The organism is Thermosynechococcus sp. QKsg1 (genome assembly GCF_031586415.1).
In the GTDB taxonomy this organism is placed as follows: Bacteria; Cyanobacteriota; Cyanobacteriia; order Thermosynechococcales; family Thermosynechococcaceae; genus Thermosynechococcus.
The window spans coordinates 2,396,037-2,418,240 of the sequence record NZ_CP134200.1; the positions used below are offsets into that span (position 1 = coordinate 2,396,037).

A 22,204-nucleotide genomic window follows, 5' to 3' on the forward strand; every position below is an offset into this window, starting at 1 on the left:
TCAGGGGGATTCCTCAGTGGTCATGGGGGCAAGGGCAGCCACAATGGCATCGGTGACACGATGTACAGGATAAATTTCTAGCCCCGCGATCGCACAGGCTTGGCTTTCGGGAATAATGGCACGGCGAAATCCCAACTTCAGCGCCTCCCGCAGCCGTAATTCTAACTGGGAAACCGCTCGCACCTGTCCCCCTAAGCCCACTTCGCCAATGATCACGGTTTGGGGTTGTACCCAGCGATCGCGAAAACTAGCTACAACAGCCACCGCCACCCCGAGATCAGCAGCGGGTTCCGCCACATTCAGCCCGCCAGCGGACGCCACATAGGCATCTAGCTTCGAGAGGGGCACCCCTAGGCGTTTTTCTAGGACGGCGAGAATTTGCAAAAAGCGATTGTACTCAATGCCCGTGGCCGTGCGGCGCGGAGAGGGATAACTGGTGGGGCTGACCAAACTTTGCAACTCAACCACAAGCGGACGGGTGCCTTCACAGGCCACAATGGTGGCGGTACCGGGGGTTGGCTCGCGATCGCCCAAAAACAGCGCGGAAGGATTTGTGACCTCGGCTAAGCCCTGCGCGCCCATTTCAAAAACGCCAATTTCTTGACTAGCACCAAAGCGGTTTTTGACAGCGCGTACGAGGCGGTGACTGGCAAAGCGATCGCCCTCAAAGTAGAGCACGGTATCCACCAAATGTTCCAGCACCTTCGGACCGGCGATCGCCCCTTCCTTTGTGACATGCCCCACAATAAATAAACTCATTTGCTCCCGCTTGGCTAAGCGCATCAAGGCGGCTGTGCCCTCACGGACCTGAGACACCGAGCCGGGGGCAGCCGTCAGTTGGGGCAGATACACCGCTTGGATGCTATCAATAATCGCCAGATGGGGTTGCAGATGGGTAAGTTCCTGCAGGATGACCTCTAAATCCGTCTCGGCCAAGAGATAAAGGGAAGGGGGGGCAGCAATGCCCAAGCGTTGCGATCGCAATTTCACCTGCTGCGCCGATTCCTCTGCACAGACATAGAGCACCCGCTGCTGTTGCCCCAAGGTGGCTGCCATCTGCCACAAAAGCGTGGACTTGCCAATTCCCGGTTCGCCGGCCACCAACACGAGGGAGCCAACCACAATCCCCCCTCCCAAAACCCGATCCAACTCAGCAAATCCAGAGGCAGAACGGCTCTGGGTCTGTTCGCTAATCTCTCCTAAGGCCTTGGCGCTGAGGGGGTGGGGAGCGGTCGATTTTCGGGAGGTTGTGCGTCGAGCAGCGGTCTCTACAGGGGTAACCACCTGCTCATCAAGGGTATTCCACTGACCACAGTTGGGACAGCGACCAAAGTATTGCAGAGACTCGGCACCACACTCGCGGCAGATATACAGTACCTTGGCCTTGGGCATCCCTTGCCGAGTTCAATCCTATTGCACACTCAAAAGTTCAACGTCAAAAATCAGCGTCGCATTAGGGGGAATGACCCCGCCGGCACCGCGTGCACCATAGCCTAGGTTCGGGGGAATAATCAGCCGCCGCTGCCCCCCGACGTGCATTGAGCCAACTCCTTCATCCCAGCCTTTGATGACTTGACCGACACCAATTTGAAATTGGAAGGGCTGACCGCGATCGCGGGAGCTATCAAAAATGCGGCCATCGGTGAGCATTCCTGTGTAGTGCACCGTTACCCGATCGCCCACTTGAGGCTGCGCCCCTGAGCCGACAACAATATCTTCGTATTGCAAACCTGAAGGAGTGGTCACCACCTTTGGATTCCCCATAAGTCCCGCAGCCTCCGTTGACGCTTCCAGCGGCACACTGGCGATCGCGATCGGAGCGGCCACCAACCATACCACTACTAGGACAATACCACAGAGGAGCCAGCCGTAGGCTCGATGCACCCGTTGTCTTACCATGAGCGATTTTTTAACTCCCTAACGTCCCGTTCTAGGCGATCAATGCGTCCCCGCAGTTCATCAATTTCTGACTGTTGTGGCACCCCCAAGCTCTCTAGAAACTGGCGCGTTTGTCGTTGCACCGCTTCATCGAGGGAGGCGGCATCTTCTTTGAGGTGGGCAAGGACTTCATCCACCATTGCCTTGGCCTGATCGGCATTGAGGCGTCCCTCTTTCACCCATTGGTCGCTCACTTGACGCAACTTCTCGGCCACAAGGGAGGTGGTGCCGACACCAATTAAAAGCAATTGCTGAAGCAGATTTTGCTGGTTCATGGGGCACGTTCAAAACGCCTATCTTGTATTGTGCCATTGGCTCCTAGGCTTGCGGTAAGATGAGGGAGAGGTCAAGTTGTATAGATTCGCATCGCCAGCGAGGTTGAGGATGATTGAAAAAATTGCCATTGGTCTGTGGGCATTTTCAGCAGTTGGCCTGATTGTATTGGTCTTGCTCCACAGTCCCAAGGGGGATGGCCTCGGTGGTATTGGCGGTCAAGCCCAGCTCTTTACCAGCACCAAAAGTGCAGAAGCGACCTTAAACCGTGCCACGTGGACTTTGACAGTGTTGTTTATGGCGCTTACCGTTGCTCTGAGTGCTGGTTGGCTGCGCTCAATTTAGTTTGGGTTAGCGTGTCTTTCTCCTTTGCGATTCGTGTAGCGACCCCGGCGGATGTTCCAATCATCTTCCAACTGATCCAAGCGCTTGCGGCCTATGAAAAGCTCAGCCACGCAGTAACGGGCACAGAGGAAGCGCTGCGGCAGCATTTGTTTGGCGATCGCCCCTATGCCGAGGTACTCCTTGCCCATACCCCCACAGACGTTATTGGCTATGCCCTGTTTTTCACCACCTACTCCACATTCCTCACCCGCCCCGGCCTTTGGCTAGAGGATTTGTTTGTCCTCCCCGCCTATCGGCGTCAAGGGGTGGGCACTGCTCTTCTGAAGGCATTAGCCCGGCTAGCCAGCGATCGCGACTATGGCCGTATCGAGTGGAGCGTCTTGGACTGGAATACTCCCGCGATTCAATTCTATGAGCGCATCGGTGCGACTGTGCTACCTGACTGGCGTATCTGCCGCCTCAGTGGTGATGTTCTCAAGCACTTCGGACATCCTGACGAGCCTGTGTGACCCGTCGCCCCAGATAGCGGCCAAGGGTGTAGGCCAACCATTCCAGATCCCTTGAGGTCACGCTAAGGGCATTTTCAGTCAGTTCGATCGCTTGGCTACCGGCACGAATCACCAGTTTGCTCGATAGCTCTTGGCGATCGCCCTCGCGATCGCGGTACGTGCTGTGGGGCTGAAATTCAATCTGTTCAATCACTTCAAGCGGCAGGACTTTGGGACGACGCCAGCGGAAACCAAGGATATGTTCATAGAAGCGCAGATCCTTACGGGTGACCATCAGCACCTGCCATCCCAATAGCATGTAAAGAATGCCGCCAATGAGGCCTAAACCGACAGCAAGATGACCAGTAGCAAAAACAGCCATCAGCCAAAAGCCAGAACTAATCGCTAGACTGTACCAGACGACCAAAAACCCATTCCAAGCCACTGCAAAGGGAATCAGGAAGAGGAGACTGACATTAAATCCAACCGGGGGAATTTGCACCAGTAGCCCTTGGGGTGTTTCTCTCACCTGTAGGCGGGAGCCGTAGGGCGGCGTTTTTGTTATGAGTGAGGCCTCGTGGGGTGATGTGTCCAGTCGCTTTAGGGCTTGGCGAGCCGCAGTCGCGGAGTCAAATCGCTCCTCAAGGGCGGGCGCGACCATTTTTTCGAGCCAGCGGATAAAAGGGGGACTCAAGGAGACCAAGGGTTGAAATTGAACCCGCAGTTCCTTTTGCGGCAGCTCATCGGGGGGAGTGCCGGTTGCTAAGTAGATGAGGGTCATGCCCAAGGCGTAGAGATCACTGGCGGGTAGGGTTTTACCGCCGAATTGTTCCGGGGGCATATAGCCATAGGTACCCACCACGGTTCGGGTGCTGCCTGCGATCGCGGTTTGTACCGCCCCAAAGTCCACAAGATAGACCTTGCCAAGATCATGACCGGAGCGATCGCCCAAGAGAATATTTGTCGGCTTAATATCGCGGTGAATCACCGGTGGTTGACGGCCATGGAGATAGATCAAAATATCCAGCAGGCGATCGGCCAACAGCCGCAAATCCTCTTCACTAAACACTCGTCCTTCTGCTTGCCATGTGGCGAGGGATTTTGCCTCAATGTAGGTTTGCACCAAAGCAAAGCCCTTGAGATCAGGGGTATTGATTTCAAAGTAGTCGAGATAGCGGGGAATGGCCGGATGATCCAAGGTTTGCAGCACAGCCGCTTCCCGTTCAAAGAGCTTAAAGTCGTCCCATGTCATGCCGCCACCAAAAAGCAGCAGCTTCAGCACCACCTGTTCATAGCGCCGCCGATCCAACGCCAGATAGGTGCGTCGCCCCGGATGAGACCCCAGTTCGCGCAGGAGTTCATAGCGATCGCCCAAAATTTCACCAATGAGCTGCGCCACAGCGTTCTCCAAGCTGGCTACCCCTATCTTAGCCATTGAGTTGCTGCACAATCTCTGGGGCAATTCTTGTGAGCACCTTGAGGGCTTTGAGGCTGCCTTGAATCAAATGTGCCGCCCCACGGGGGTTGCGCAGCATTGCAATAGCCAGTGGCCCCGGCCGCAAATTGCCTTGAGCATCAAAGGCTTGACTCAAATCGGGGAGGTCGCGATCGCCACCATCACTGATCACCCGCACCATCACCACCGGCATTCCCGCTAAAGCCTTGAGGAGTGGCACCCCTTCCATATCCACCACCTCCACCCCCCAGCGAACCGCAAGACTCTGTTTTTCCTGAGCCTGAGAAAGGGTTCTTGCGGTTGTGATGCCTTTTACCCGTCGCCAAGCAGGCGCTAATTTCGCCGATAACGTCTGGTCTAAAGAATACGTTTGCCCTGTTTCATCCTGACACGTGGCATAAACCACCACTTCACCGATGCGATCATCAGGACGTAAGCCGCCACAGACCCCCAAGATGAGAACCATGGCAGGCGATTCCCTGAGGGCACTGATCAATGCCGGTGTGGTCACTGTGGCTGCCCCCGCTCGGATCGGAATAATCACCCCCTTGGACGCCTGTAGCCCCCGTTGTACCGCTTGATATTCTGCCCCTTGGGGCACAAGGACGAGGCATGAGGTCATTGTTTTATCATTACCGTCTTAACTTTTGGATAGACCGATCGCGGGCAATTTAGAAACTGACCAATGGAAAGAGTGTCACACTCAAGCGTCCGCTATGGTGGACGAGAGGCATTTTCCGCCAAATCTGATACCGTTGTTAATTGTTGAAGCTATGTTATTGTTCTGGCAAATTGTGAGCTATCCACCATTCTACCTCAGGCAATCTCGGCAACTGTCACAGGCCACCTAGACAAACAAAAATGAGTATGATAGCTATAGATTTTGCTCAATCCTTGTTTGTGGAAGTCGTCCCCTGCTGGGTTGCGATCGCGAGACCCTTTTGGAGAATCGTGAATTGACTGCCCTAGAGTGTTGGCCTGAGGAACGGTCGAGGATTGACTCAACTATCGATCAATGCGTGTAGGAGTGAACCCCCATATGATTCAAATGGTGCTGGAGAACCCAGTTTCCGTCAAGGATGCTGAGCGCTTTTGCCAAGAGATACTCCCCCAAGTCTCGCGCACATTTGCCCTCAGTATTCGCTTCCTCCCCGGAAATTTGGGTCGGGCGGTTCTGGTGGCCTATCTCATCTGTCGCATTGCCGATACCGTTGAGGATGATCCGGTTGCCAGTATCCCCGCAAAAACAGCTCTATTGGATCGCCTGCTGGAGTGTTTTGACAGTGCCGATCTAGCCAATAGCTATGGTGAAACGGCACGGGGGGTTCAGGGGGAGCCAGCCCATGTCCAACTGGTGAAAAATACGAGACTCGTCTTTGCCCTCTACCGTTCTTTGCCCCTCACGTCCCAACAGCACGTCCAACGCTGGGTGAGCGAAATGGTGCATGGGATGAAAAAATTTATTAACCTCTATCCCAATGGCATTCGCATTCAAACCCTCGATGAATATAAGGAGTACTGTTATTACGTCGCGGGTACCGTTGGCTATCTCCTGACGGATTTGTGGTACGAGCATTCCCCCAGCATTGGTGCCGATGAATACCAAGTACTCCTCAAGCGCTGCGCTGCCTTTGGTGAAGCGCTGCAAACGGTGAACATTCTCAAGGATATTGCTTGGGATGCGGAGCACGAAAACTCGATCTATATCCCCAATGAATCTCTGCTGCTCCAAGGCAGTAGCCACCACTCCATCCTCAGTGCTGAACATCTTGAGCAAAATCATGCCGCCATTAAGGAATTGATTGCCCTTGCTTGGCATGATCTCGATGAAGCTCAAGCCTACTTGCTATCCGTGCCCAAGGCGGCAATTCCGATTCGCCTCTTTTGCGTGCTGCCGCTGCTCTTTGCCTATGCCACCCTACGGGAACTCACTCACTCGACGGCGATGCTGCAACCGGGAGGGGTAGTTAAAATTAGCCGTGCAGAGGTGAAATCCCTGATGGTCATGGGGCCTTTATCGATTCTCAGTAACCACAGTCTGCGCTGGCTGATTGGCCAAGTACGGCAAAAGCCTTTCATCCTTGGCGGACTTTAGGGAAATGTGCCAAAAAAGCCAATGGTTGGGGGAACCAGAATCCGTTAGGATAGGGGGAGATTGCTGAATTGTTGCAAATCTTCATAACTTGACATGAATTGTATTATTCACCGCCGTGCTGAGTTTGCCGCCAGTCATCGCTACTGGTTGCCAGAATGGTCTGAAGCAGAGAATTTGGCTCGGTTTGGTGCCAATAGTCGCTTTCCCGGCCACGGTCATAACTATGAGTTGTTTGTTTCAATGGGCGGCGTTGTTGATGACTTTGGCATGGTGTTGAACCTATCGGATGTCAAGCACATCATTCGCCGTGAAGTCATTGAACCCCTGAATTTTTCCTATCTCAATGAGGTGTGGCCAGAGTTTCAAGCCACATTACCCACGACTGAACATATTGCACGGGTGATTTGGGATCGACTCTCTCCCCATTTACCCCTTGTGCGCATTCAACTGTTTGAACACCCCCGCCTTTGGGCGGACTACACGGGAGACCCTATGGAAGCCTATCTTTCTGTTGGTGCTCACTTTAGTGCGGCGCATCGTCTAGCCCTTGAGGATCTCAGCTACGAAGAAAACTGCCGCATCTATGGCAAGTGTGCTCGCCCCCACGGCCATGGCCACAACTACCACGTGGAGATTACGGTCAAGGGGGCAATTCATCCGCGGACGGGCATGATTGTTGATTTGATCAAGCTCGAGGAGGTGCTCAAGGAACAGGTGATTGAACCTTTGGATCACACGTTTTTGAATAAAGATATTCCCTATTTTGCGACGGTGGTGCCGACGGCAGAGAATATCGCCATTTACATTGCCCAGTTGTTGCAGGAGCCGATTCGCCAGTTGGGGGCGACGCTGCATAAGGTGAAGTTGATTGAAAGTCCCAATAACTCTTGCGAAATTCTCTGTGAGGAATTGCCCCCTCGCGATGGGGTGCTCAGTGGTGTGCTGCCAGTGTTGGAGCGAGTCTAGGTGATGTTGAGCAATATCCCTTGGCTACTAGCCGCCAGTTTACTGACAGCAACGCTGCTGATCTATTTCCCCTACATTTTTGTTGTGGTGGGGCGCTGGCAGGCGGGCTTTGATATGGCGGCTCCCCGTGCCCTCTTTGAGAAACTGCCCCCCTTTGCGCAGCGGGCAGTGTGGGCACACGAAAATAGCTTTGAAACCTTTATGCCCTTTGCAGCAGCAGTGTTGCTGACCCTTTTTGCCGGGGTGGATAATGCAACGGTGGCGATCGCCAGCCTCAGTTTCGTTGCGGCTCGCTTTTTGTACAGCATCTGCTATATTGCCAACTTTCCCCTTGGTCGCTCTCTGATGTTTGGTGTCGGCACAGCAGCCACCTTGACGCTTTTTTGGCAAAGTCTCACCGCCCTTAGCCGTTAATATAGTTTATAAAATCCTTGAGGAAATGCACTGAGCATAGAGTATTCTAAATGTCTCTTAATAATCTCCGCACTCTCTACCAGCAAGTCATCCTAGAGCACTACAAGAAACCTCGCCACCGTGGCCGCACTCAGCCTGTGGATCGTCAGCAGCGGGGACATAACCCTTCCTGTGGCGACACAATTGATTTAACTGTTGCCCTAGGCACCAATGAGCAGGGGGAGACAATCATTCAGGATATTCAGTTTGAGGGGGAAGGCTGTGCGATCGCCATGGCCTCAGCGGATTTGATGGCCGATGCCCTGCGGGGGCAACCCGTGAGTCGTGCCCTCCAAATGGTGGAGCAGTTCCAAGCGATGATGAAGGGGCAGTTTGAGTTCCCTCGGGAGTTTCGCAAGCTCAATGTCATGCAGGGGGTGGCTCAGTTTCCGGTGCGGATTAAGTGTGCGACATTGACATGGCATACCCTCCGGGCAGCGTTGCAGCAGGATCAAGCCCCTGGGAATGGTTTTGTCAGTAATGAGGAGGAAGAGTAGTGCTGACCCCCGCCGATTTTGCCACCTATAGCCGCTGGGCTGGCATTGCCACCCTTGTCATGGCTGGCTTAACCGCACTCACATTTGTTTTTCGCTGGGGTGTGCGCTTTCGCTTTGTTGGTATTACGGGGTTTCTCGGTGTTGTGACAGTGGGACTCTTTGCCTTGAGTATTGTACCGATTGTGCACTCCCCAGTGCCCGGTGCTGGCAAATACACCCTCGTCTATGACAACGGAGCAACGCAAGTCGTGATCACAGTGCCCCCGGACATTGAGAGCAGTACCCTTGAGGCAACGCTGGTACAGGCAGCGAATGATTTATTTTCCTTGGGACGGCTCGGCCGAGGGAGCGATCGCCTGACCGTGATTGCACGAACCATCGAACATCCTGAACCGGGGGTGACTGAGCCAGTGGTTTTAGGGGTGGCCACTCGTTCGTTGAGCGATCGCACCGATACAAATGTGACGGTCAAACTACTTAAAGGTTAGCCTTGTGTATGCTATATTAGGAATTCCGAGGACGCATAGCTCAGTTGGTTAGAGCACCACGTTGACATCGTGGGGGTCACTGGTTCGAGTCCAGTTGTGTCCATTTTTCTAAATCTTCACTATGGGGAAGCTTGCTGCCACCCCTTTCTTAAGAGTGAATTGCAAACTTTGTACTCAATTGCTAATCCCTAGGATGCGGACGGAGGGACTTGAACCCACACACCTTGCGGTACTAGAACCTAAATCTAGCGCGTCTGCCAATTCCGCCACGTCCGCAGCAAACCTAGTCTAGCGCACTTTGGGTAGGGAGTGCCCAAGTTTAGTAATGGTTCCCCACTTTGCGATGGTGAACGGCAGTCATGCCATCGGGTTTTGAGACGCGGCCACTGTCAACAGTACTATAGACAATCCAGTGATCGTGGGCATCAAGACGGCTGACCACTGTGCATTCCATGTAAGCAAGGGCATCAGCCAAAATGGGACTGCCATTACTGGCTGGATAGGTTTTCACATGGGCAAAGCGATCGGCGCCCGGTGGAAAGCGCTTCAGGAAATGGCGCATCAGGGGCTGGTAGTTCCCTTCTTCAAGAACATTGAGGACAAAGGCATCCCCCACGTGTAGGAAGGACTCAATGGCCCGATCCTTGGCCACGGCAATGGAAACCCCAAGAGGTTCGGTACTGGCCTGCGCCACCCAAGAGGCCAACATGGCACTGTTAATGGCACCTTTTTGGGCGGTGATAATGTATAGCCCACCGCTCAGGCGACCCAAGGCTTTATCGAGGTCAGTATCCAAGGCTTTCATCTGCTTGACCGTGCGATCGCGCAACAGCCATTGACCCATGTCGGTACCCGCTTCTTCCGCCTCTTGAAAGAGGGCATCGGTGGGAGTTGCTGTGACCCGAATCACAGGAAATGAAGGCGTCAGTCCCGCATCCCGAAACTGGTTGAGCAGGGGATAGGCCGGTTCAGCATCGGCCACACCACTTTCAAAGACCCCAATCGCCTGCTTGGCATGGGCGGCAGCGCGAATGGTACTCAGTGCCGTTTTCGCCACGGCAGTGGTGGGTGGGGTACCAATAATGATTCCTGCAGCAATCTCGGTGAGTTCGCGAATATCTTGGGGTTCAGCGGTGAGCAGATCCATTTTTTCAACCACCACACCGGTTTTGGCTGCCCCCCGTTCGATCGCTTCGGCAAGAGCATTGGCATAACCATAGTTGGCGGCGTAGAAAATAGCCACCGTCGTTGCCGCTTTGGCCTGTTCTTGACTCCAGTTGCGGTAGGAATCTAGCCATTGCGGGAGATGATAGCGCAGCAGTGGGCCATGGCCTGTGGCCACCAATTGCACGGGGGGCAGGGGTTCCAAGCGCTTGAAGGCCGAAAGAACGGAGCGGGCATTAGGCCCCATCAGACAATCGTAGTAAAACTTGAAATCGGGTTCTAGTAGTTCCGGTTCGCTGTCAAAAGGATCATCATTGCAGAAGTGGGCACCAAAAACATCACAGGTAAAGAGGGTCTGGGTGCCGTGATCATAGGTGAGGATGGTGTCGGGCCAGTGGAGATTGGGTGCCATGACAAATTCAAGAATATGCCCTTTCCCCAAGTCAAGGCGATCGCCATTTTTCACCTGTCGCTGACTAAAGGGCTGATGGATCAAATCCCCCAGAAACTGCAATGCCACCTTTGAGGCCACCACGGTTACATGGGGGGCTTTTGCCAATACATCCTTGACGAGGCCACTATGGTCGGGTTCGGTATGGCTGACGATGAGATAGTTCAAGTCACTGGGGTTCACTAGTTGCCAGAGTTGCTCGAGGTAGCGATCACCAAACTTGGCATGGGACGTATCTACGAGGGCAATCTGTTCCCCTTTGATCAGAAAGGAATTGTAGGTGGTGCCATTTTCAAGGGCAAACTCAATATCAAAGCGATCGCGATCCCAATCTAGGCAGCGAATTGCCGTCGTCTCAGGGGCAATGTCCAACACCTGAAGCGTTAAGCGCGGTGGACGTTTGGGCGTAGTGACGGCCATAGGCAGTTCCTCAATCTTTGAAACTACCTTTTATCCTGACATATGAAGAAAGGTAACAGGATTCAAAGTTTTTAATAGCGGTGATAACAGGCTTTACAAAGGGCAATGCCTATGCGGGTTCAAGGGGTGCCATTGTCAGCCCCGCCCGCAAAAGTTGCTCATGGTACAGTTCCGCCTGTTCTTGGGGTCCCACCCAAACAATGGCTTGGCCTTCGTAATGAACTTGATTCGTTAATGCCCACGCGCGATCGCTGGTCATATTGGGAATGTATTTCATCAAACAGGCAGCCACGTGCTGAAACGTATTGAAGTCATCGTTGAGAACAATGACTTTGTAGTTGGGGTAGTGCTTGCGAGTAACCTGTTGCCGCTCTTGGGGAACAACGCTAGGCATAGGTCAAACATTTTTGTAGCTACACTGCCCCTTAGTTTAACTTATTTGTGAAGGATTGGTTGGTTTGCTGTAGGAACATTGGGAAACCTCCTATGCTATAGCTAGACTTAGGTTGATGACTTAGGGGCATTGGTGATGACGGCAATGAATGTGTTGGGAACACCCCTGGTGTGCTGCTGTCAAAATCCACTCACAGGATTCTATCGCGATGGTTTTTGTCGGACGGGGGCAGGAGATGTCGGTGCCCATGTGGTCTGTGCGGAAATGACCGCCGAATTTCTCACCTTTACCCGTTCGCGGGGCAATGATCTTTCGACGCCAGTGCCCGCCTATCAATTTCCGGGGCTGAAACCGGGCGATCGCTGGTGTCTGTGTGCCTCCCGTTGGCGGGAAGCCCTAGAGGCTGACGTAGCTCCCCCAGTAATTCTGGAAGCAACCCATGTCAGTGCCCTTGAGTATGTCTCCCTAGAGGATTTGAAAGCCCACGCCCTTGGTGGTAACCAGCAACCGTGATCTGGGGAATACTCAAGTATGCCCGATCCAGAATCCGATTTTCGCTTAGATCCTCGCTATATTGCGGGTTTAGCGGCCTTTAATCGCGGAGATTATCAACTGGCGATCGCCGCCTTCAAAGCCGTCATTGCCAGCCACGGTCAACGCCGCGAAGGTCTAAAGGCTCATCTGCACCTGATTAAAGCCTATGCCCACACCCACCAGTGGCAAGAGGCCATTGATCTGTGTCAACTCTTGGCGCGATCGCCCCTCCCCTCCATTCGGGCTTGGGCAGAAAAACATCTGCCAGAGTTAGAACGCTATTTGGATGAGGAACCCACTTCCTCCTACCTTGAGTGTGTTTCAGCGCCTAGTTTAAGGCGGCCTATGCAACTGCGGCAGATGCCTCGCATTTATCTCTGGCTGAGTCAGGGGGCAACACTGCTGCTAATTGCTTGGCTGCTGCAAGGGCTGCTCCAAGGGATGATTGCGGGTCTCCTCAACTATGCCAATGATCAACTGGCACTCCTGCGGGGCTGGGAAGGGGTGATGGCGTGGTTTTTGCTGGGCTGCTTGGGGCTGGGGCTGCTCAGTGGTGACAGTTGGCTGTGGTCGTGGCGATTGCGTGCCCGTTATGGTCTGCGTCCCGTGAGTCTCGGCGAACTTGAGGAGTATAGTCCGGAAACGGTGATGCTCTTGGGGCGTTTGTCGTGGTCGTGGTGGCAACCCCGTCCCCAAATAGGCTGCTTGATGACGGCAGCACCGATCATTTTTAGCTATGGACGCTGGCAGCGCCGCATTATTGTCAGCGAAGGTCTATTGCGATCGCTCTCTGGCGAGGAACTGCTGGCTTTAATGGCCAGTGAAATTGCCCAACTACGGCTGGGGCTGAATACCCTAGTGACCCCCCTTGTACTGCTGTTGCAACTGCCCTATGACCTTTACTGTTGGTGTAGCCGTTGGGGCGATCGCCTTGCCCCTCCCTATGGCAACAATTGGGAACGGCGGATCATCAGGGGTACCCTCTATCTCCTCTGTGCCATGGTGGGTCAGGGAAGTTATCTTCTCTTTCGTGGGCTGGAGATGCTCTGCTTCTGGAGCAATCAATTGCGGCACTACTATAGCGATCGCCAAGGGGCAGCCTTGATCGGTAATCCCAATACCCTTGTGATGGCTTGGTTGCGCCTCATGGCAGCCACAGCAACGACGGTGTGTGCCCAAGGGGAAATCGGTGCCCCCCTAGAATCCTTGCGCCTGCTCCTACCCCTAAATCCAACCCAAGCTGCCCTGTGGGGCAATCAACCCCTCGATTGGCCAATGCTGCTCCGCTGGGATACCGCCCATCCCCTGCGCTATTGGTTTCGCTTGACCTCCTCCCATCGTCCCCTTGGACTACGCCTGCAAGCCCTGATGACCGATGCGCGGCAATGGCGACTGGAACCCCTGCTTTCCCTGCCCTCGACTTCCTCCCTTCGCTGTCAACGGGCCTGGCAACAAATGGCTCCCTTCTGGGGGGCGATCGCGGGAGTCATCACGACGATTATCCTCACGGGCGTTGGTCAATTTGCACTGCGGGCGGGGACGATCGCCTTTCCTCTGTGGTGGTTGGCGGATGGGTTAACCTTGGCACGGGGCTTCATTCCCATTGGCCTTGGGTTAGGTCTCTTTTTACGCCTGAATGCCTACTACCCGCCTCGGCCTCCCCAAACCTACACCTTGGGTCAGCTCCTCCATCGTCTTTTGCCCCTCGATAGTCCCGTTGCCGAGCTAAAGGGGCATTTACGGGCAGTGACCGGCTTGCGCAATGGTCTAGGACAGCACCTGTGGCTGGAGACGGATCAGGGCTTGTTTCCCCTGCGCTGCCATCGAGCTTGGGGGCCGATTTGGCCAATCCTTGAGCCAGCCTATCTGAAAACCTTGGCGGGGCGATCGCTGGTGGTACGCGGCTGGTTTCGACGTGGGACAGTTCCCTTTGTTGAGGTGAGTGAGTGGCACTCCCTGGATTTACAGCAAAAGCAATCTTGGGCTGCCCCCTATTGGGCAACGGCAGTGGCCGCGCTCTGGATCCTCTACGGCCTCATGACACTATTGGGTTGGATCTAGACATCTAAGACTATGCAACTTTCCCAAGCTCATCTGCGCACCCTGCAAACCTGTGCACGGCAATATCAGTACCGCTATCTTGACAGCTTGATACTGCCAGAGGCCACACAATTAACGGAAACCACTGCCCAAAAGCAGGGTCGCGACTTCCACCGCCTGATGCAACAGCACTTTCAAGGACTCGATATCCGCCCAATTCTTGAGGCGCAGCCCGAATTACAACCGTGGTTTGCGGCCTTTCAAACCATGCCACCGCCGATGATCGAGGGCCAAGGGGAAGCAGAGCATGTCCGCAGTCTGGGCTGGCAGGAATTCACCCTTGTGGGCGTGTATGACTACGTGATTTTTGGCCAAGGGCAAGCGCAGATCCTCGATTGGAAAACCTATGCCCATCTGCCCGCCCCAGACACCTTAGCCCGTCATTGGCAGACTCGCCTTTACTGTTATCTCCTGGCAGCCACCAGTCCCTACCCCCCCAGCGAGATTTCCATGACCTACTGGTTTGCCCAAGGAGAAAAGGGGGCAAATTTCTACACCTTTCCCTACAGTGAGGCGATCCACCAGCAAATCCACCATACCCTAGAGCAGTGCCTTAGCCAACTGCGCCAATGGTTACAAGCCTATGAGCAAGGACAGGAGCTGCCCCAAGTGCCCCCAGCCCAGATTCGGAAATACTGCGATGCGTGCGCCTTTAATGAGCGGTGTCAGCGTGGCCAGCCAACTTCTGTTTCGACCATTGACCCATTCCTAGCCGTGCTCAAAGACTTGAGTGTAGCCCGCTAAATCCAGATCGACAATCGCGGGTAGACAACTCAGAGCCGTTTGGAATAACTCAAAGCGTTCTTCCCGTTTCAGCATGGCCGTGAGCTGCTGCCGCAGAGGAATCAAATAGCGCACATCATTAGCGGCATAACGGATTTGATCCTCCCGCAGTGCCATGGCATTCCCCCAGTCGGAGCTTTGCGCGGATTTATCAATTTCTACCCCCAGCAGATCCAGAACCAAATCCTTAAGGCCGTGGCGGGGGGAATAGGTGCGGGCAATCTTACTGGCAATTTTGGTGCAGAAAACGGGATGAACACGGATCCCCAAATGGTAGCGCAAGGTGGCCAAATCAAAGCGGGCGTAGTGAAAGATTTTGGTAATGCGGGGGTGCTCTAGGAGTTGCTGAAGGTGGGGGGCTTCGGTTTGGCCACGACCAATCTTGACAACGGCCACTTGCCCCTCGGGGTCACACACCTGCACCAGACACAGGCGATCGCGGGGGATATTCAAGCCCATGGTTTCCGTATCCACGGCCAACTGATCGGCATTGAGAAAGTGCGCTAAGGCTGTAGCACTCAAGTCGTACTCAAAACACTCAAGGGGAAATTCCAGATCCATGATTCGCTCGCAAACTACGTCGGGGGCAATTCTGAGGACTGCTCTTTGGCGACATCAATGCGTTCCAATTGCCAGAGAATTTGGTTGCTTTCACGGCGCACCCGCGAAATCTGCCAATTGCGCCATGTCCATTCTTCACCGCGACTGGTGACGGCACTGGCGTGCACATCCATCAATTCTGCCAATTCACCACTGGTAATCAAGTATTTACCAGCCGCCAATTCATCGGCAACCCGCAGTGTCACAATTAATTCTTCAAGGCGGGCGCGGCGCTCAGACCACTGGGGCGATTTTCCCCCCAACCACTCGCCGTCACCATCAAGCCCCAAGGATGGTTGCACCATGGCTCCCTTCTCGCGATCAACATTGCTCCAAAAATCTTAGCGAGAAACGATGTGATTTTTAACCCACCTAGGCGATCGCCCACCACGCCGAGGATAGGGCTAGAATGGTTTTAAGATTTGTTAATTACATTGAACCGAACACCATGACGGTAACCTTGACCCCTGCATCCACCCTCCACGAGCGGGTCGTGATGATCGCCCGCCGCCTTGGTATTGAGAAATTTGACCTTGCTGGCTCCCATGTGGATGAGGTGAGTGTCCAAGTGCAGCAGGGAGAACCCAAACAGGTGAAGGCCTCCCAGCGATCGGGAATTACCGTGCGGGTGTGGAACTCAACGGGTCGCCTAGGGGTTGCCAGCACCACCCAATTGGACGATCGCGGTCTGGAAACAGCCCTAGAAATGGCCAAAGAAGCCAGTGCCTTTGGCGTCACCGAGGACATTCCCGACTTTAGTCCCTTGGCCACAGCGCCCCTTGGGGAGACGACGCTAACGACGGCTGATGTGCCCCTTGCCCCGGCGAAAACCCTCTTGGATCAACTGATTGCTGCGGAACGAGACCTCTTGGAACGCCACCCAGCGATCGCCAGTGTGCCCTACAATGGCCTGAGCCAGCGACGGTTAGAACGGTTTTATCTCAACAGTGAGGGTGCCAATCGCCAGCAAACCACCACCACAACCACACTCTATCTCTACAGCAAAACCGATGAGGCGGGTCGCAAACCCCGCAGTGCGGGTGCCATTCGCATCAGTCCCGATCTTGAGCACTTAGACATTGCGGGCTGCATTGATGAAGTGGCCGACAAAACCATTCGCCACTTAGCCTATGAACCCATTGTTTCGGGTCAGTACCCCATTCTTTTTTCACCCGCCGCCTTCCTCAGCCTGCTCAATGCCTTTAGCAATCTCTTTAATGCCCAAAACATTTTGGATCGTCAAAGCCTTTCGACGCCGGAGTCCCTCCATCAGGCGATCGCCAGCCCCCTTCTCAGCATCTATGATGACGCTCGCCACCCTGAAAATGTCGGTCAACCCCTCTTTGATGGCGAAGGTACCCCCACCCGCCGCACCCCTTTAATTGAGCAGGGGATTCTCACGGGTCTCTACCACAGTGCTGGTACGGCGCGTCGCTTTCAAACCCAGCCCACGGGGCATGCCAACTTAGGGGCAAAGGTGACAGTGAGTGGTCACTTCTACGATGTCCCAGCGGGTGAAGGGGGCGATCGCGCCGATGGCCTTGTTTGGATTGATGAACTCCATGCCCTCCACGCGGGCGTGAAAGCCCTCCAAGGCTCATTTTCCCTCCCCTTTGACGGTTGGTTACTGCGTAACGGCGAAGCCATCAGCATTGAAGCGGCCACCGTGGCCGGGGACATTCGCAGTCTGCTGAAAAATATCCTCCATCTGGGCACTGAGGTTGAAGTGACCCCCTACGGTTGTTGTCCGTCCGTGTGGGTGAGTCCCCTTGCGATTACAGGGGAATAGCTAAACCTGCATCAAGTCGAGACTACGGGAGGTGCCCAAGCGGGTGGCACCGGCATCAATGAGTTCAAGGGCTTGCTCCCGGGTACGAATGCCGCCAGAGGCCTTTATGCCGACGCGATCGCGACTCAAGCGCTTGAGCAAACGCACATCCGCAACCGTGGCACCACCGCGCCAGCCGGTACTGGTTTTCAGGAAAGCCACCCCCGCGTCCAAGCAAATATCCACTGCCAGTTGTTTTTCTTCCTCTGTCAGCACCGTGGTTTCCAAAATTGCCTTAACGGTTACCCCCGTTTCCGCGCAGATTTGGGCGATGTCGCGATAGACGGCCTCGGTGTTGCCCTCCTTGAGCCAACCCAAGTTAATGACCACATCCAACTCAGTTGCCCCACTGTCAACCGCCTCCTGCGCCTCATAGAGTTTCGTGGCACTGGTGTGGGCACCACTGGGAAAGCCAATGACGGTACACACTTTCACGGGTGTGCGATGGAGCAACTGGACTGCGGTCTTCACCCACACGGGCATGACACAGACGGCGGCAAATTTCCACTGTTCGGCTTCGGCACAACACCGTTCAATCTCTGCTGGGGTTGCCAAGGGGTCAAGCTGGGTATGATCAATGTAGGGTGCAAGGTCAAACAAATCACGTTCCGTCATAGGAATTCACCCAGAACAACCCTATTTTTATTAACTGAATAATAATAAAAACGGGGACGGAAAATGAGACCTTGGGAGATCGGTTCTCCCACCCCCCACCTAAAATTCACCCTTGCTAGATTAAAACTAGGCTATCACAGACACGATGACCTGTTGGCCAGACTACACTTTTTGGGAGGACACTCTATGGAGCCAACCATGAACCCTCGCAATCTTCAAGAAAGTGCTGATTCCCTCTGGAACTATCTGCAAAGTTTGGATGCAGAAGTGGTGGCTCGCCTGTCCCGTCCCGCGTCGCCGGAAATGGCCATTGTGATGGAACGCCACATTGGCAACCTGCTGGGCTACTTGCCACCGGAGGGGTTTGAGGTTTCCATTACCACGAATCGGGAGCACCTTGGGCGTCTCTTGGCTTCGGCAATGATGAGTGGTTACTTCTTGCGCGGTGCCGAGCAACGTCTTGAATTCGAGCGATCGCTGCAAGCGGCTGCCCAAGGGGAAGACAGCAAATAACCCATGCCAACGGTACAGGACTGTGGGGGCGGGTATACACTACCTGCCCTTCGTTTTGCACTTTTACAGTGGTATCAGCAGCAGGGGCGGGATTTACCTTGGCGGCACACGCGCGATCCCTATGCCATCTGGGTCTCAGAAATCATGCTGCAGCAAACCCAAGTGGCCACGGTGATTCCCTACTATCAGCGTTGGCTAGCCACCTTTCCCGCGATCGCCGACTTAGCGATTGCCGATTTGGAAACCGTCTTGAAACTGTGGCAGGGATTGGGCTACTATGCACGGGCACGCCATTTGCACCGCGCGGCTCAACAGATCATGGCCGATCATGGGGGGCAATTTCCCTGCACCTACGAGGCCGTGGTGGCGTTACCGGGAATTGGTCGCAGTACCGCAGGTGCGATCCTCAGTGCTGCCTTTAATCAGCCCCAGCCGATTCTCGATGGCAATGTCAAACGGGTGCTTGCCCGTCTCTATGGACTCACGATCCCCCCCAAGCAAGCGGAAGCCCAACTCTGGCAGTGGTCGGCGCAACTGCTGTGTTCCCAAGCCCCCCGCGATTTTAATCAAGCCCTGATGGATCTGGGGGCAACCATCTGTACACCCCGCCAACCCCTGTGTCATGCTTGTCCTTGGCAAGATCATTGCTTGGCGCATCGCCACCAGTTAACCCATGAGATTCCTCGCAAAATGAGCCGTTCCCCCTTACCCCATAAAAAGATTGGTGTCGCGGTGATTTGGAATGCGGCAGGTCAGATTCTCATCGATCGGCGGCCACCAACAGGTCTATTGGGGGGACTATGGGAGTTTCCGGGGGGCAAAATTGAACCCAATGAGACGGTTCAGGAGTGTATTCAGCGGGAAATTCGTGAGGAATTGGGCATTGAGATTAGTGTTGGTGAGCATTTGATTGACATTGATCATGCCTACACCCATTTTCGGGTGACGCTCCATGTCTATTACTGCCAGTATCTTTCAGGAAGTCCTCAGCCCTTGGGGTGCGATGCCATCCGTTGGGTGACCCCTGAGGAATTGGAGCAGTTTCCCTTTCCAAAAGCCAATACTGCAATTATTCAGGCCATTCACGAACGGGGCAGACCCACAGCCTAGGCGTTTGCAACGACACCCTCAGCCGCCGCCGCATCCAAAAACCAAAGGGCATTGCCAGTAATCAGCCGTGCTGGATAGAGATGGGGATCAGTTGTCCCAGAGAAAATATGACGTAGGGCAGTTTGTTTATTGGCACCCGTCACAAGAAAGAGAATTTGACGGGTATGGTTAATCAGGGGCACTGTGAAGGTGAGGCGGGGCTGGCCATCCTTGTTGCCCACGGTAATCAAGCGATCGCCCACCGTCAGCGCTGCTGTGTGGGGAAACAGGGAGGCCGTATGGCCATCGGGTCCCATACCGAGCAAAATCAGATCAAAGCTGGGAACTTCTCCTTCACGGATGCCAAAGGTTTGGCGCAGGATTTGCTCATAGCGATCGGCAGCGGTCTGCGGATCCGCATCCGCCGTTGGCATTGGGTGAATCTGATTTTTGGGAATCGGTACATGATTGAGCCACGCCTGAAAGGCCATCCCCGCATTGCTGTCGGGATGATCGAGGGGAACATAGCGTTCATCCCCCCAGAAAATGTGCCACCGTGACCAAGGGGTATCCGCACAGACAAGGCTTTCATACAACGGTTTAGGCGTGTTGCCGCCGGCAAGGGCAAGCGTAAATTGTCCCCGTTGGGCGATCGCCCCAGTGGCCTGCTCAAGCACAAACTGCTTTGCCGCCGCCGTCAGGGCAGCCAAATCTGGAAAAACACGTACATTGGGTGTTGGCATAGAAGCATCCTCCTAATTGGAGCGAATCACACCATCGGTCGCCGTACCCAGTCCGGGACTGGAAAAGGGATCAGCATTGCCGCGCCAGTTAAACCCATTAATGCGCAAAAGAATCGTCGCCAACTGGCGATCGAGGTTATAGCGAAACATCACCCCATAGGTGCGACGGCTATATTCCACAATAATGTTTGTATCAAAAACTCTCCCTGTGTCCACATTAATTTGCATTTGGGCACCCGCTCGCAGCGGACCGTAAATCTGCTGCAACAATCCCACGTTGAGCACACTAAAATCAGTAATCCGATCAAAGAGAAAGGGGGAGGATGGCTCACTCAATGTCTGTGTAAATCCCACATCAAAACTGGTGTAGTCAAACCAATGACGAGAAAAATGACCCACTTGACCCCGAAACCCTGCCCCTGCAACTAACGCGGGTTGGGTACTGCCATTGGTATAGTAGTTCGCTACACCGCCTACCTGGCCATAGAACTGCAAGAAGGGTTGGACAGGACGGGGGCTATAGCGCAGGCCTTGGGTTCGCGTCGGCGGCAAGGGAGTGCCCCGCCAAATGGGCATCACCCAGTTAAGACTTGCGGCAGCTTGAAGACGACCTAGGCTTGGCTTAGGGGGTAGGGAGGGATCATCACTGGCTGCCGTGACGTATTGACCTCCCAGAAGATAACTGAGTGCTAGGCCCTGAGTTAAGGGAATACCTGTACCACTGAACGTGCCGCCAAAGCTACTGGTAATTTCTTGCTCCCCAAGGGAACGATTAAAAACCCGTTGGCGATAAAGGGCAGAAACAGTTAGGAGATTGCGGGCATCAAAATTGTAGAACAAGTCTACCCCTGCGCGTGACGTACTCGGCCAGTCGTTAGGGTTGAGCGTATTCAAGAAGCCGTAACCGCGCACACGAGTCTGCGGCGTGAACCGATGGCCTAGCTCGATCGCCGCCCCGTAGCTTTTAGCATCAAAAACATCAAAGTCATTGTTGATGATCCGTTCTAAATAAATGGATGGCAGGAAGGTGATTTGGGTATTGGGAGTGTTGATCGCTCTGTAGCGATAGGCGAGAAATACGCCGCCGCGATCTTGTTCATCATAGCCAAACTCAAAGGGCAACACTTCGTAGGGACGACCTACAACAAACCGCCGCAGCACAATGGGTAAGGCCACCCGCTGATCAAAGACCACACGACCCCGTCGTACCTTGAGCAGGGTTTCATCGGCACTGAGGGGTTCTGCTGTTGCTTCCTGAGCCCGTGCCTCCAGTTCTGGTGGACTAAAGGGGTCATTGGTAATCCGTAGATTGGTAGCAAACCAGCGGCGGCCATCAAACTCTAGGCGATCGGCCTCAAAGCGCAACCGATCAAATGTTTCTGTCACTTCGGCTTGGGGATCTGTGCCCTGTTCGTCAAGACCGGGGAGAGGGCTAAGGGGTGGGGGGCTAGGAGAGCGGGTCAGGCTCAGGTCTTGATCCACCCTAGCGGTATTGACGACGCCGCGAGCATTCGTGAGAGAGCCTTGATCGAGTCTGAGGTTATATTCCAAGCGATCGCCCTGCAGGACTTGATCGCCGCGCGTAATCGTCACATTGCCTTCCGCCACCAGAATTTGGGCGTCAATATCGGTTTGAATACGATCAGCGGTGAGTTCGGCTTCCTTGAATCGGAGGAAAACATTGCCAATGGCATTAAATAATCGCCGCATCAGATCAAACTCTTGGCGATCGGCCGTCACCTCTAGGGGTTGATCACGGACAACGGGCGTTTCAGCATTGGCCTCCCCAAGACGGAGGGGGGCTGTAAAATCCGGTGTTGGCCTCGGGCTGATCGGCGTTGTACTGCTGAGGTCAGGAGCTACCGTTGTTCCAAGTAGCTCCGCTGGTGATGCGCCACTGACCTCAGTAATTTCTGCGGGTTGTGTCGGGGGGGGCAGACTAGCAAAAAGGGGTAAAAACAACAACGGCCA

Annotated in this window: 25 protein-coding genes and 2 tRNA genes; 14 read left to right on the plus strand and 13 right to left on the minus strand. The window is 54.4% G+C overall.

The features are described 5' to 3' along the window. Genes radA through RHP47_RS11740 form a run of 3 tightly spaced genes read right to left on the minus strand, consistent with a single transcriptional unit; the run spans position 1 to position 2,213 of the window. Positions 1-1,392: a DNA repair protein RadA gene (gene radA, locus RHP47_RS11730; RefSeq protein WP_310840561.1), complete on the minus strand. Its 1,392-nt coding sequence runs from the start codon at positions 1,390-1,392 to the stop codon at positions 1-3. Between the two features lie 18 nt (positions 1,393-1,410). Continuing rightward, positions 1,411-1,899: an FKBP-type peptidyl-prolyl cis-trans isomerase gene (locus tag RHP47_RS11735; protein WP_286649678.1), complete on the minus strand. Its 489-nt coding sequence runs from the start codon at positions 1,897-1,899 to the stop codon at positions 1,411-1,413. Then, on the minus strand, positions 1,893-2,213 hold the full coding sequence (locus RHP47_RS11740; RefSeq protein WP_149821092.1) for a phasin family protein: 321 nt from the start codon (positions 2,211-2,213) through the stop codon (positions 1,893-1,895). Before RHP47_RS11740 ends, RHP47_RS11735 begins: the two co-directional genes overlap by 7 nt. A gap of 109 nt (positions 2,214-2,322) precedes the next feature. On the opposite strand from RHP47_RS11740, the gene secG reads away from it, so the two are divergent. Then, a complete protein-coding gene (gene secG / locus RHP47_RS11745) occupies positions 2,323-2,556 on the plus strand; it encodes a preprotein translocase subunit SecG (protein WP_149821094.1) in 234 nt (77 codons plus the stop codon). Positions 2,557-2,567: 11 nt separating this feature from the next. Beyond that, positions 2,568-3,065 (plus strand): GNAT family N-acetyltransferase, encoded by a 498-nt coding sequence (locus RHP47_RS11750; protein WP_310840563.1) that lies wholly within the window; start codon positions 2,568-2,570, stop codon positions 3,063-3,065. Here the strand turns inward: RHP47_RS11750 and RHP47_RS11755 are convergent. Then, complete coding sequence (locus tag RHP47_RS11755) at positions 3,031-4,443, minus strand: serine/threonine-protein kinase (protein ID WP_149821099.1); 1,413 nt, start codon at positions 4,441-4,443, stop codon at positions 3,031-3,033. The two genes, RHP47_RS11750 and RHP47_RS11755, sit on opposite strands and share 35 nt — an antisense overlap. Positions 4,444-4,471: 28 nt before the next feature. Then, complete coding sequence (locus tag RHP47_RS11760) at positions 4,472-5,122, minus strand: hypothetical protein (protein WP_149821101.1); 651 nt, start codon at positions 5,120-5,122, stop codon at positions 4,472-4,474. A gap of 417 nt (positions 5,123-5,539) precedes the next feature. Between RHP47_RS11760 and RHP47_RS11765 the strand changes: the two genes are divergently transcribed. The 6 genes from RHP47_RS11765 (at position 5,540) to RHP47_RS11790 (ending at position 9,102) form a co-directional block, all read left to right on the plus strand. Then, positions 5,540-6,595, plus strand: a complete 1,056-nt coding sequence (locus tag RHP47_RS11765) for a phytoene/squalene synthase family protein (protein ID WP_310840564.1) — start codon at positions 5,540-5,542, stop codon at positions 6,593-6,595. 93 nt (positions 6,596-6,688) lie between these two features. After that, on the plus strand, positions 6,689-7,561 hold the full coding sequence (locus tag RHP47_RS11770) for a 6-carboxytetrahydropterin synthase (protein ID WP_286625846.1): 873 nt from the start codon (positions 6,689-6,691) through the stop codon (positions 7,559-7,561). Between the two features lie 3 nt (positions 7,562-7,564). Continuing rightward, entirely contained in the window at positions 7,565-7,975 is a 411-nt protein-coding gene (locus RHP47_RS11775; RefSeq protein WP_302677119.1) for an MAPEG family protein, read from the plus strand. A gap of 50 nt (positions 7,976-8,025) precedes the next feature. Continuing rightward, the gene (gene sufU, locus RHP47_RS11780) at positions 8,026-8,511 is read left to right on the plus strand and encodes a Fe-S cluster assembly sulfur transfer protein SufU (protein ID WP_286649681.1); all 486 of its coding nucleotides are present in this window, start codon (positions 8,026-8,028) and stop codon (positions 8,509-8,511) included. After that, positions 8,511-8,999 carry a Ycf51 family protein gene (locus tag RHP47_RS11785; RefSeq protein ID WP_206200786.1) on the plus strand — a complete coding sequence of 163 codons (489 nt, stop codon included), beginning with the start codon at positions 8,511-8,513 and terminating at the stop codon, positions 8,997-8,999. Before sufU ends, RHP47_RS11785 begins: the two co-directional genes overlap by 1 nt. 29 nt (positions 9,000-9,028) lie before the next feature. Beyond that, positions 9,029-9,102, plus strand: a tRNA-Val gene (locus RHP47_RS11790). A gap of 91 nt (positions 9,103-9,193) precedes the next feature. Here the strand turns inward: RHP47_RS11790 and RHP47_RS11795 are convergent. From RHP47_RS11795 to clpS, 3 genes are all read right to left on the minus strand, one after another. After that, positions 9,194-9,275: transfer RNA gene (locus RHP47_RS11795), tRNA-Leu, on the minus strand. Between the two features lie 43 nt (positions 9,276-9,318). Then, the gene (locus RHP47_RS11800; protein ID WP_286649683.1) at positions 9,319-11,034 is read right to left on the minus strand and encodes a diflavin flavoprotein; all 1,716 of its coding nucleotides are present in this window, start codon (positions 11,032-11,034) and stop codon (positions 9,319-9,321) included. 109 nt (positions 11,035-11,143) lie between these two features. After that, positions 11,144-11,428, minus strand: coding sequence for an ATP-dependent Clp protease adapter ClpS (gene clpS, locus RHP47_RS11805; protein WP_310840565.1), 285 nt, complete (start codon positions 11,426-11,428; stop codon positions 11,144-11,146). Positions 11,429-11,563: 135 nt separating this feature from the next. Between clpS and RHP47_RS11810 the strand changes: the two genes are divergently transcribed. From RHP47_RS11810 to RHP47_RS11820, 3 genes are read left to right on the plus strand one after another with little or no spacing between them, the layout of a single operon-like run. Next, positions 11,564-11,941 (plus strand): DUF2237 family protein, encoded by a 378-nt coding sequence (locus tag RHP47_RS11810; RefSeq protein WP_399362305.1) that lies wholly within the window; start codon positions 11,564-11,566, stop codon positions 11,939-11,941. 18 nt (positions 11,942-11,959) lie between these two features. Beyond that, entirely contained in the window at positions 11,960-14,023 is a 2,064-nt protein-coding gene (locus RHP47_RS11815) for a zinc metalloprotease HtpX (RefSeq protein ID WP_310840567.1), read from the plus strand. Positions 14,024-14,035: 12 nt separating this feature from the next. Continuing rightward, positions 14,036-14,806 (plus strand): PD-(D/E)XK nuclease family protein, encoded by a 771-nt coding sequence (locus RHP47_RS11820; protein ID WP_286625851.1) that lies wholly within the window; start codon positions 14,036-14,038, stop codon positions 14,804-14,806. On the opposite strand, the gene RHP47_RS11825 is transcribed toward RHP47_RS11820, so the two are convergent. Together RHP47_RS11825 and RHP47_RS11830 are read right to left on the minus strand one after the other, a co-directional pair. Beyond that, positions 14,771-15,406 carry a ribonuclease H-like domain-containing protein gene (locus RHP47_RS11825; RefSeq protein ID WP_286625852.1) on the minus strand — a complete coding sequence of 212 codons (636 nt, stop codon included), beginning with the start codon at positions 15,404-15,406 and terminating at the stop codon, positions 14,771-14,773. The genes RHP47_RS11820 and RHP47_RS11825 overlap by 36 nt on opposite strands. Positions 15,407-15,420: 14 nt before the next feature. Next, the gene (locus tag RHP47_RS11830) at positions 15,421-15,750 is read right to left on the minus strand and encodes a hypothetical protein (RefSeq protein ID WP_149821125.1); all 330 of its coding nucleotides are present in this window, start codon (positions 15,748-15,750) and stop codon (positions 15,421-15,423) included. A gap of 191 nt (positions 15,751-15,941) precedes the next feature. On the opposite strand from RHP47_RS11830, the gene RHP47_RS11835 reads away from it, so the two are divergent. Beyond that, positions 15,942-17,234: a TldD/PmbA family protein gene (locus tag RHP47_RS11835; RefSeq protein ID WP_310841405.1), complete on the plus strand. Its 1,293-nt coding sequence runs from the start codon at positions 15,942-15,944 to the stop codon at positions 17,232-17,234. Here the strand turns inward: RHP47_RS11835 and deoC are convergent, their stop codons facing one another. Then, positions 17,235-17,888: a deoxyribose-phosphate aldolase gene (deoC, locus tag RHP47_RS11840; RefSeq protein ID WP_149821126.1), complete on the minus strand. Its 654-nt coding sequence runs from the start codon at positions 17,886-17,888 to the stop codon at positions 17,235-17,237. A 198-nt stretch (positions 17,889-18,086) separates the two neighbouring features. Between deoC and RHP47_RS11845 the strand changes: the two genes are divergently transcribed. Further along, positions 18,087-18,401, plus strand: a complete 315-nt coding sequence (locus RHP47_RS11845; protein WP_226971964.1) for a DUF760 domain-containing protein — start codon at positions 18,087-18,089, stop codon at positions 18,399-18,401. Between the two features lie 3 nt (positions 18,402-18,404). Then, entirely contained in the window at positions 18,405-19,511 is a 1,107-nt protein-coding gene (mutY, locus tag RHP47_RS11850; RefSeq protein ID WP_310840569.1) for an A/G-specific adenine glycosylase, read from the plus strand. On the opposite strand, the gene pgl is transcribed toward mutY, so the two are convergent. After that, entirely contained in the window at positions 19,508-20,233 is a 726-nt protein-coding gene (gene pgl / locus RHP47_RS11855; RefSeq protein ID WP_149821133.1) for a 6-phosphogluconolactonase, read from the minus strand. The genes mutY and pgl overlap by 4 nt on opposite strands. Before the next feature lie 12 nt (positions 20,234-20,245). Beyond that, entirely contained in the window at positions 20,246-22,195 is a 1,950-nt protein-coding gene (locus RHP47_RS11860) for a DUF3769 domain-containing protein (protein WP_310840570.1), read from the minus strand. Positions 22,196-22,204 lie beyond the last annotated feature (9 nt).

What these genes read in the sequence shown, in the direction of transcription:
- radA (WP_310840561.1), bottom strand. Translation starts at nt 1,392, where the DNA reads ATGCCCAAGGCCAAGGTACTGTATATCTGCCGCGAGTGTGGTGCCGAG.
- RHP47_RS11735 (WP_286649678.1), bottom strand. Translation starts at nt 1,899, where the DNA reads ATGGTAAGACAACGGGTGCATCGAGCCTACGGCTGGCTCCTCTGTGGT.
- RHP47_RS11740 (WP_149821092.1), bottom strand. Translation starts at nt 2,213, where the DNA reads ATGAACCAGCAAAATCTGCTTCAGCAATTGCTTTTAATTGGTGTCGGC.
- secG (WP_149821094.1), top strand. Translation starts at nt 2,323, where the DNA reads ATGATTGAAAAAATTGCCATTGGTCTGTGGGCATTTTCAGCAGTTGGC.
- RHP47_RS11760 (WP_149821101.1), bottom strand. Translation starts at nt 5,122, where the DNA reads ATGACCTCATGCCTCGTCCTTGTGCCCCAAGGGGCAGAATATCAAGCG.
- RHP47_RS11765 (WP_310840564.1), top strand. Translation starts at nt 5,540, where the DNA reads ATGATTCAAATGGTGCTGGAGAACCCAGTTTCCGTCAAGGATGCTGAG.
- RHP47_RS11770 (WP_286625846.1), top strand. Translation starts at nt 6,689, where the DNA reads ATGAATTGTATTATTCACCGCCGTGCTGAGTTTGCCGCCAGTCATCGC.
- RHP47_RS11775 (WP_302677119.1), top strand. Translation starts at nt 7,565, where the DNA reads ATGTTGAGCAATATCCCTTGGCTACTAGCCGCCAGTTTACTGACAGCA.
- sufU (WP_286649681.1), top strand. Translation starts at nt 8,026, where the DNA reads ATGTCTCTTAATAATCTCCGCACTCTCTACCAGCAAGTCATCCTAGAG.
- RHP47_RS11800 (WP_286649683.1), bottom strand. Translation starts at nt 11,034, where the DNA reads ATGGCCGTCACTACGCCCAAACGTCCACCGCGCTTAACGCTTCAGGTG.
- clpS (WP_310840565.1), bottom strand. Translation starts at nt 11,428, where the DNA reads ATGCCTAGCGTTGTTCCCCAAGAGCGGCAACAGGTTACTCGCAAGCAC.
- RHP47_RS11810 (WP_399362305.1), top strand. Translation starts at nt 11,564, where the DNA reads ATGACGGCAATGAATGTGTTGGGAACACCCCTGGTGTGCTGCTGTCAA.
- RHP47_RS11815 (WP_310840567.1), top strand. Translation starts at nt 11,960, where the DNA reads ATGCCCGATCCAGAATCCGATTTTCGCTTAGATCCTCGCTATATTGCG.
- RHP47_RS11820 (WP_286625851.1), top strand. Translation starts at nt 14,036, where the DNA reads ATGCAACTTTCCCAAGCTCATCTGCGCACCCTGCAAACCTGTGCACGG.
- RHP47_RS11825 (WP_286625852.1), bottom strand. Translation starts at nt 15,406, where the DNA reads ATGGATCTGGAATTTCCCCTTGAGTGTTTTGAGTACGACTTGAGTGCT.
- RHP47_RS11830 (WP_149821125.1), bottom strand. Translation starts at nt 15,750, where the DNA reads ATGGTGCAACCATCCTTGGGGCTTGATGGTGACGGCGAGTGGTTGGGG.
- RHP47_RS11835 (WP_310841405.1), top strand. Translation starts at nt 15,942, where the DNA reads ATGATCGCCCGCCGCCTTGGTATTGAGAAATTTGACCTTGCTGGCTCC.
- deoC (WP_149821126.1), bottom strand. Translation starts at nt 17,888, where the DNA reads ATGACGGAACGTGATTTGTTTGACCTTGCACCCTACATTGATCATACC.
- RHP47_RS11845 (WP_226971964.1), top strand. Translation starts at nt 18,087, where the DNA reads ATGAACCCTCGCAATCTTCAAGAAAGTGCTGATTCCCTCTGGAACTAT.
- mutY (WP_310840569.1), top strand. Translation starts at nt 18,405, where the DNA reads ATGCCAACGGTACAGGACTGTGGGGGCGGGTATACACTACCTGCCCTT.
- pgl (WP_149821133.1), bottom strand. Translation starts at nt 20,233, where the DNA reads ATGCCAACACCCAATGTACGTGTTTTTCCAGATTTGGCTGCCCTGACG.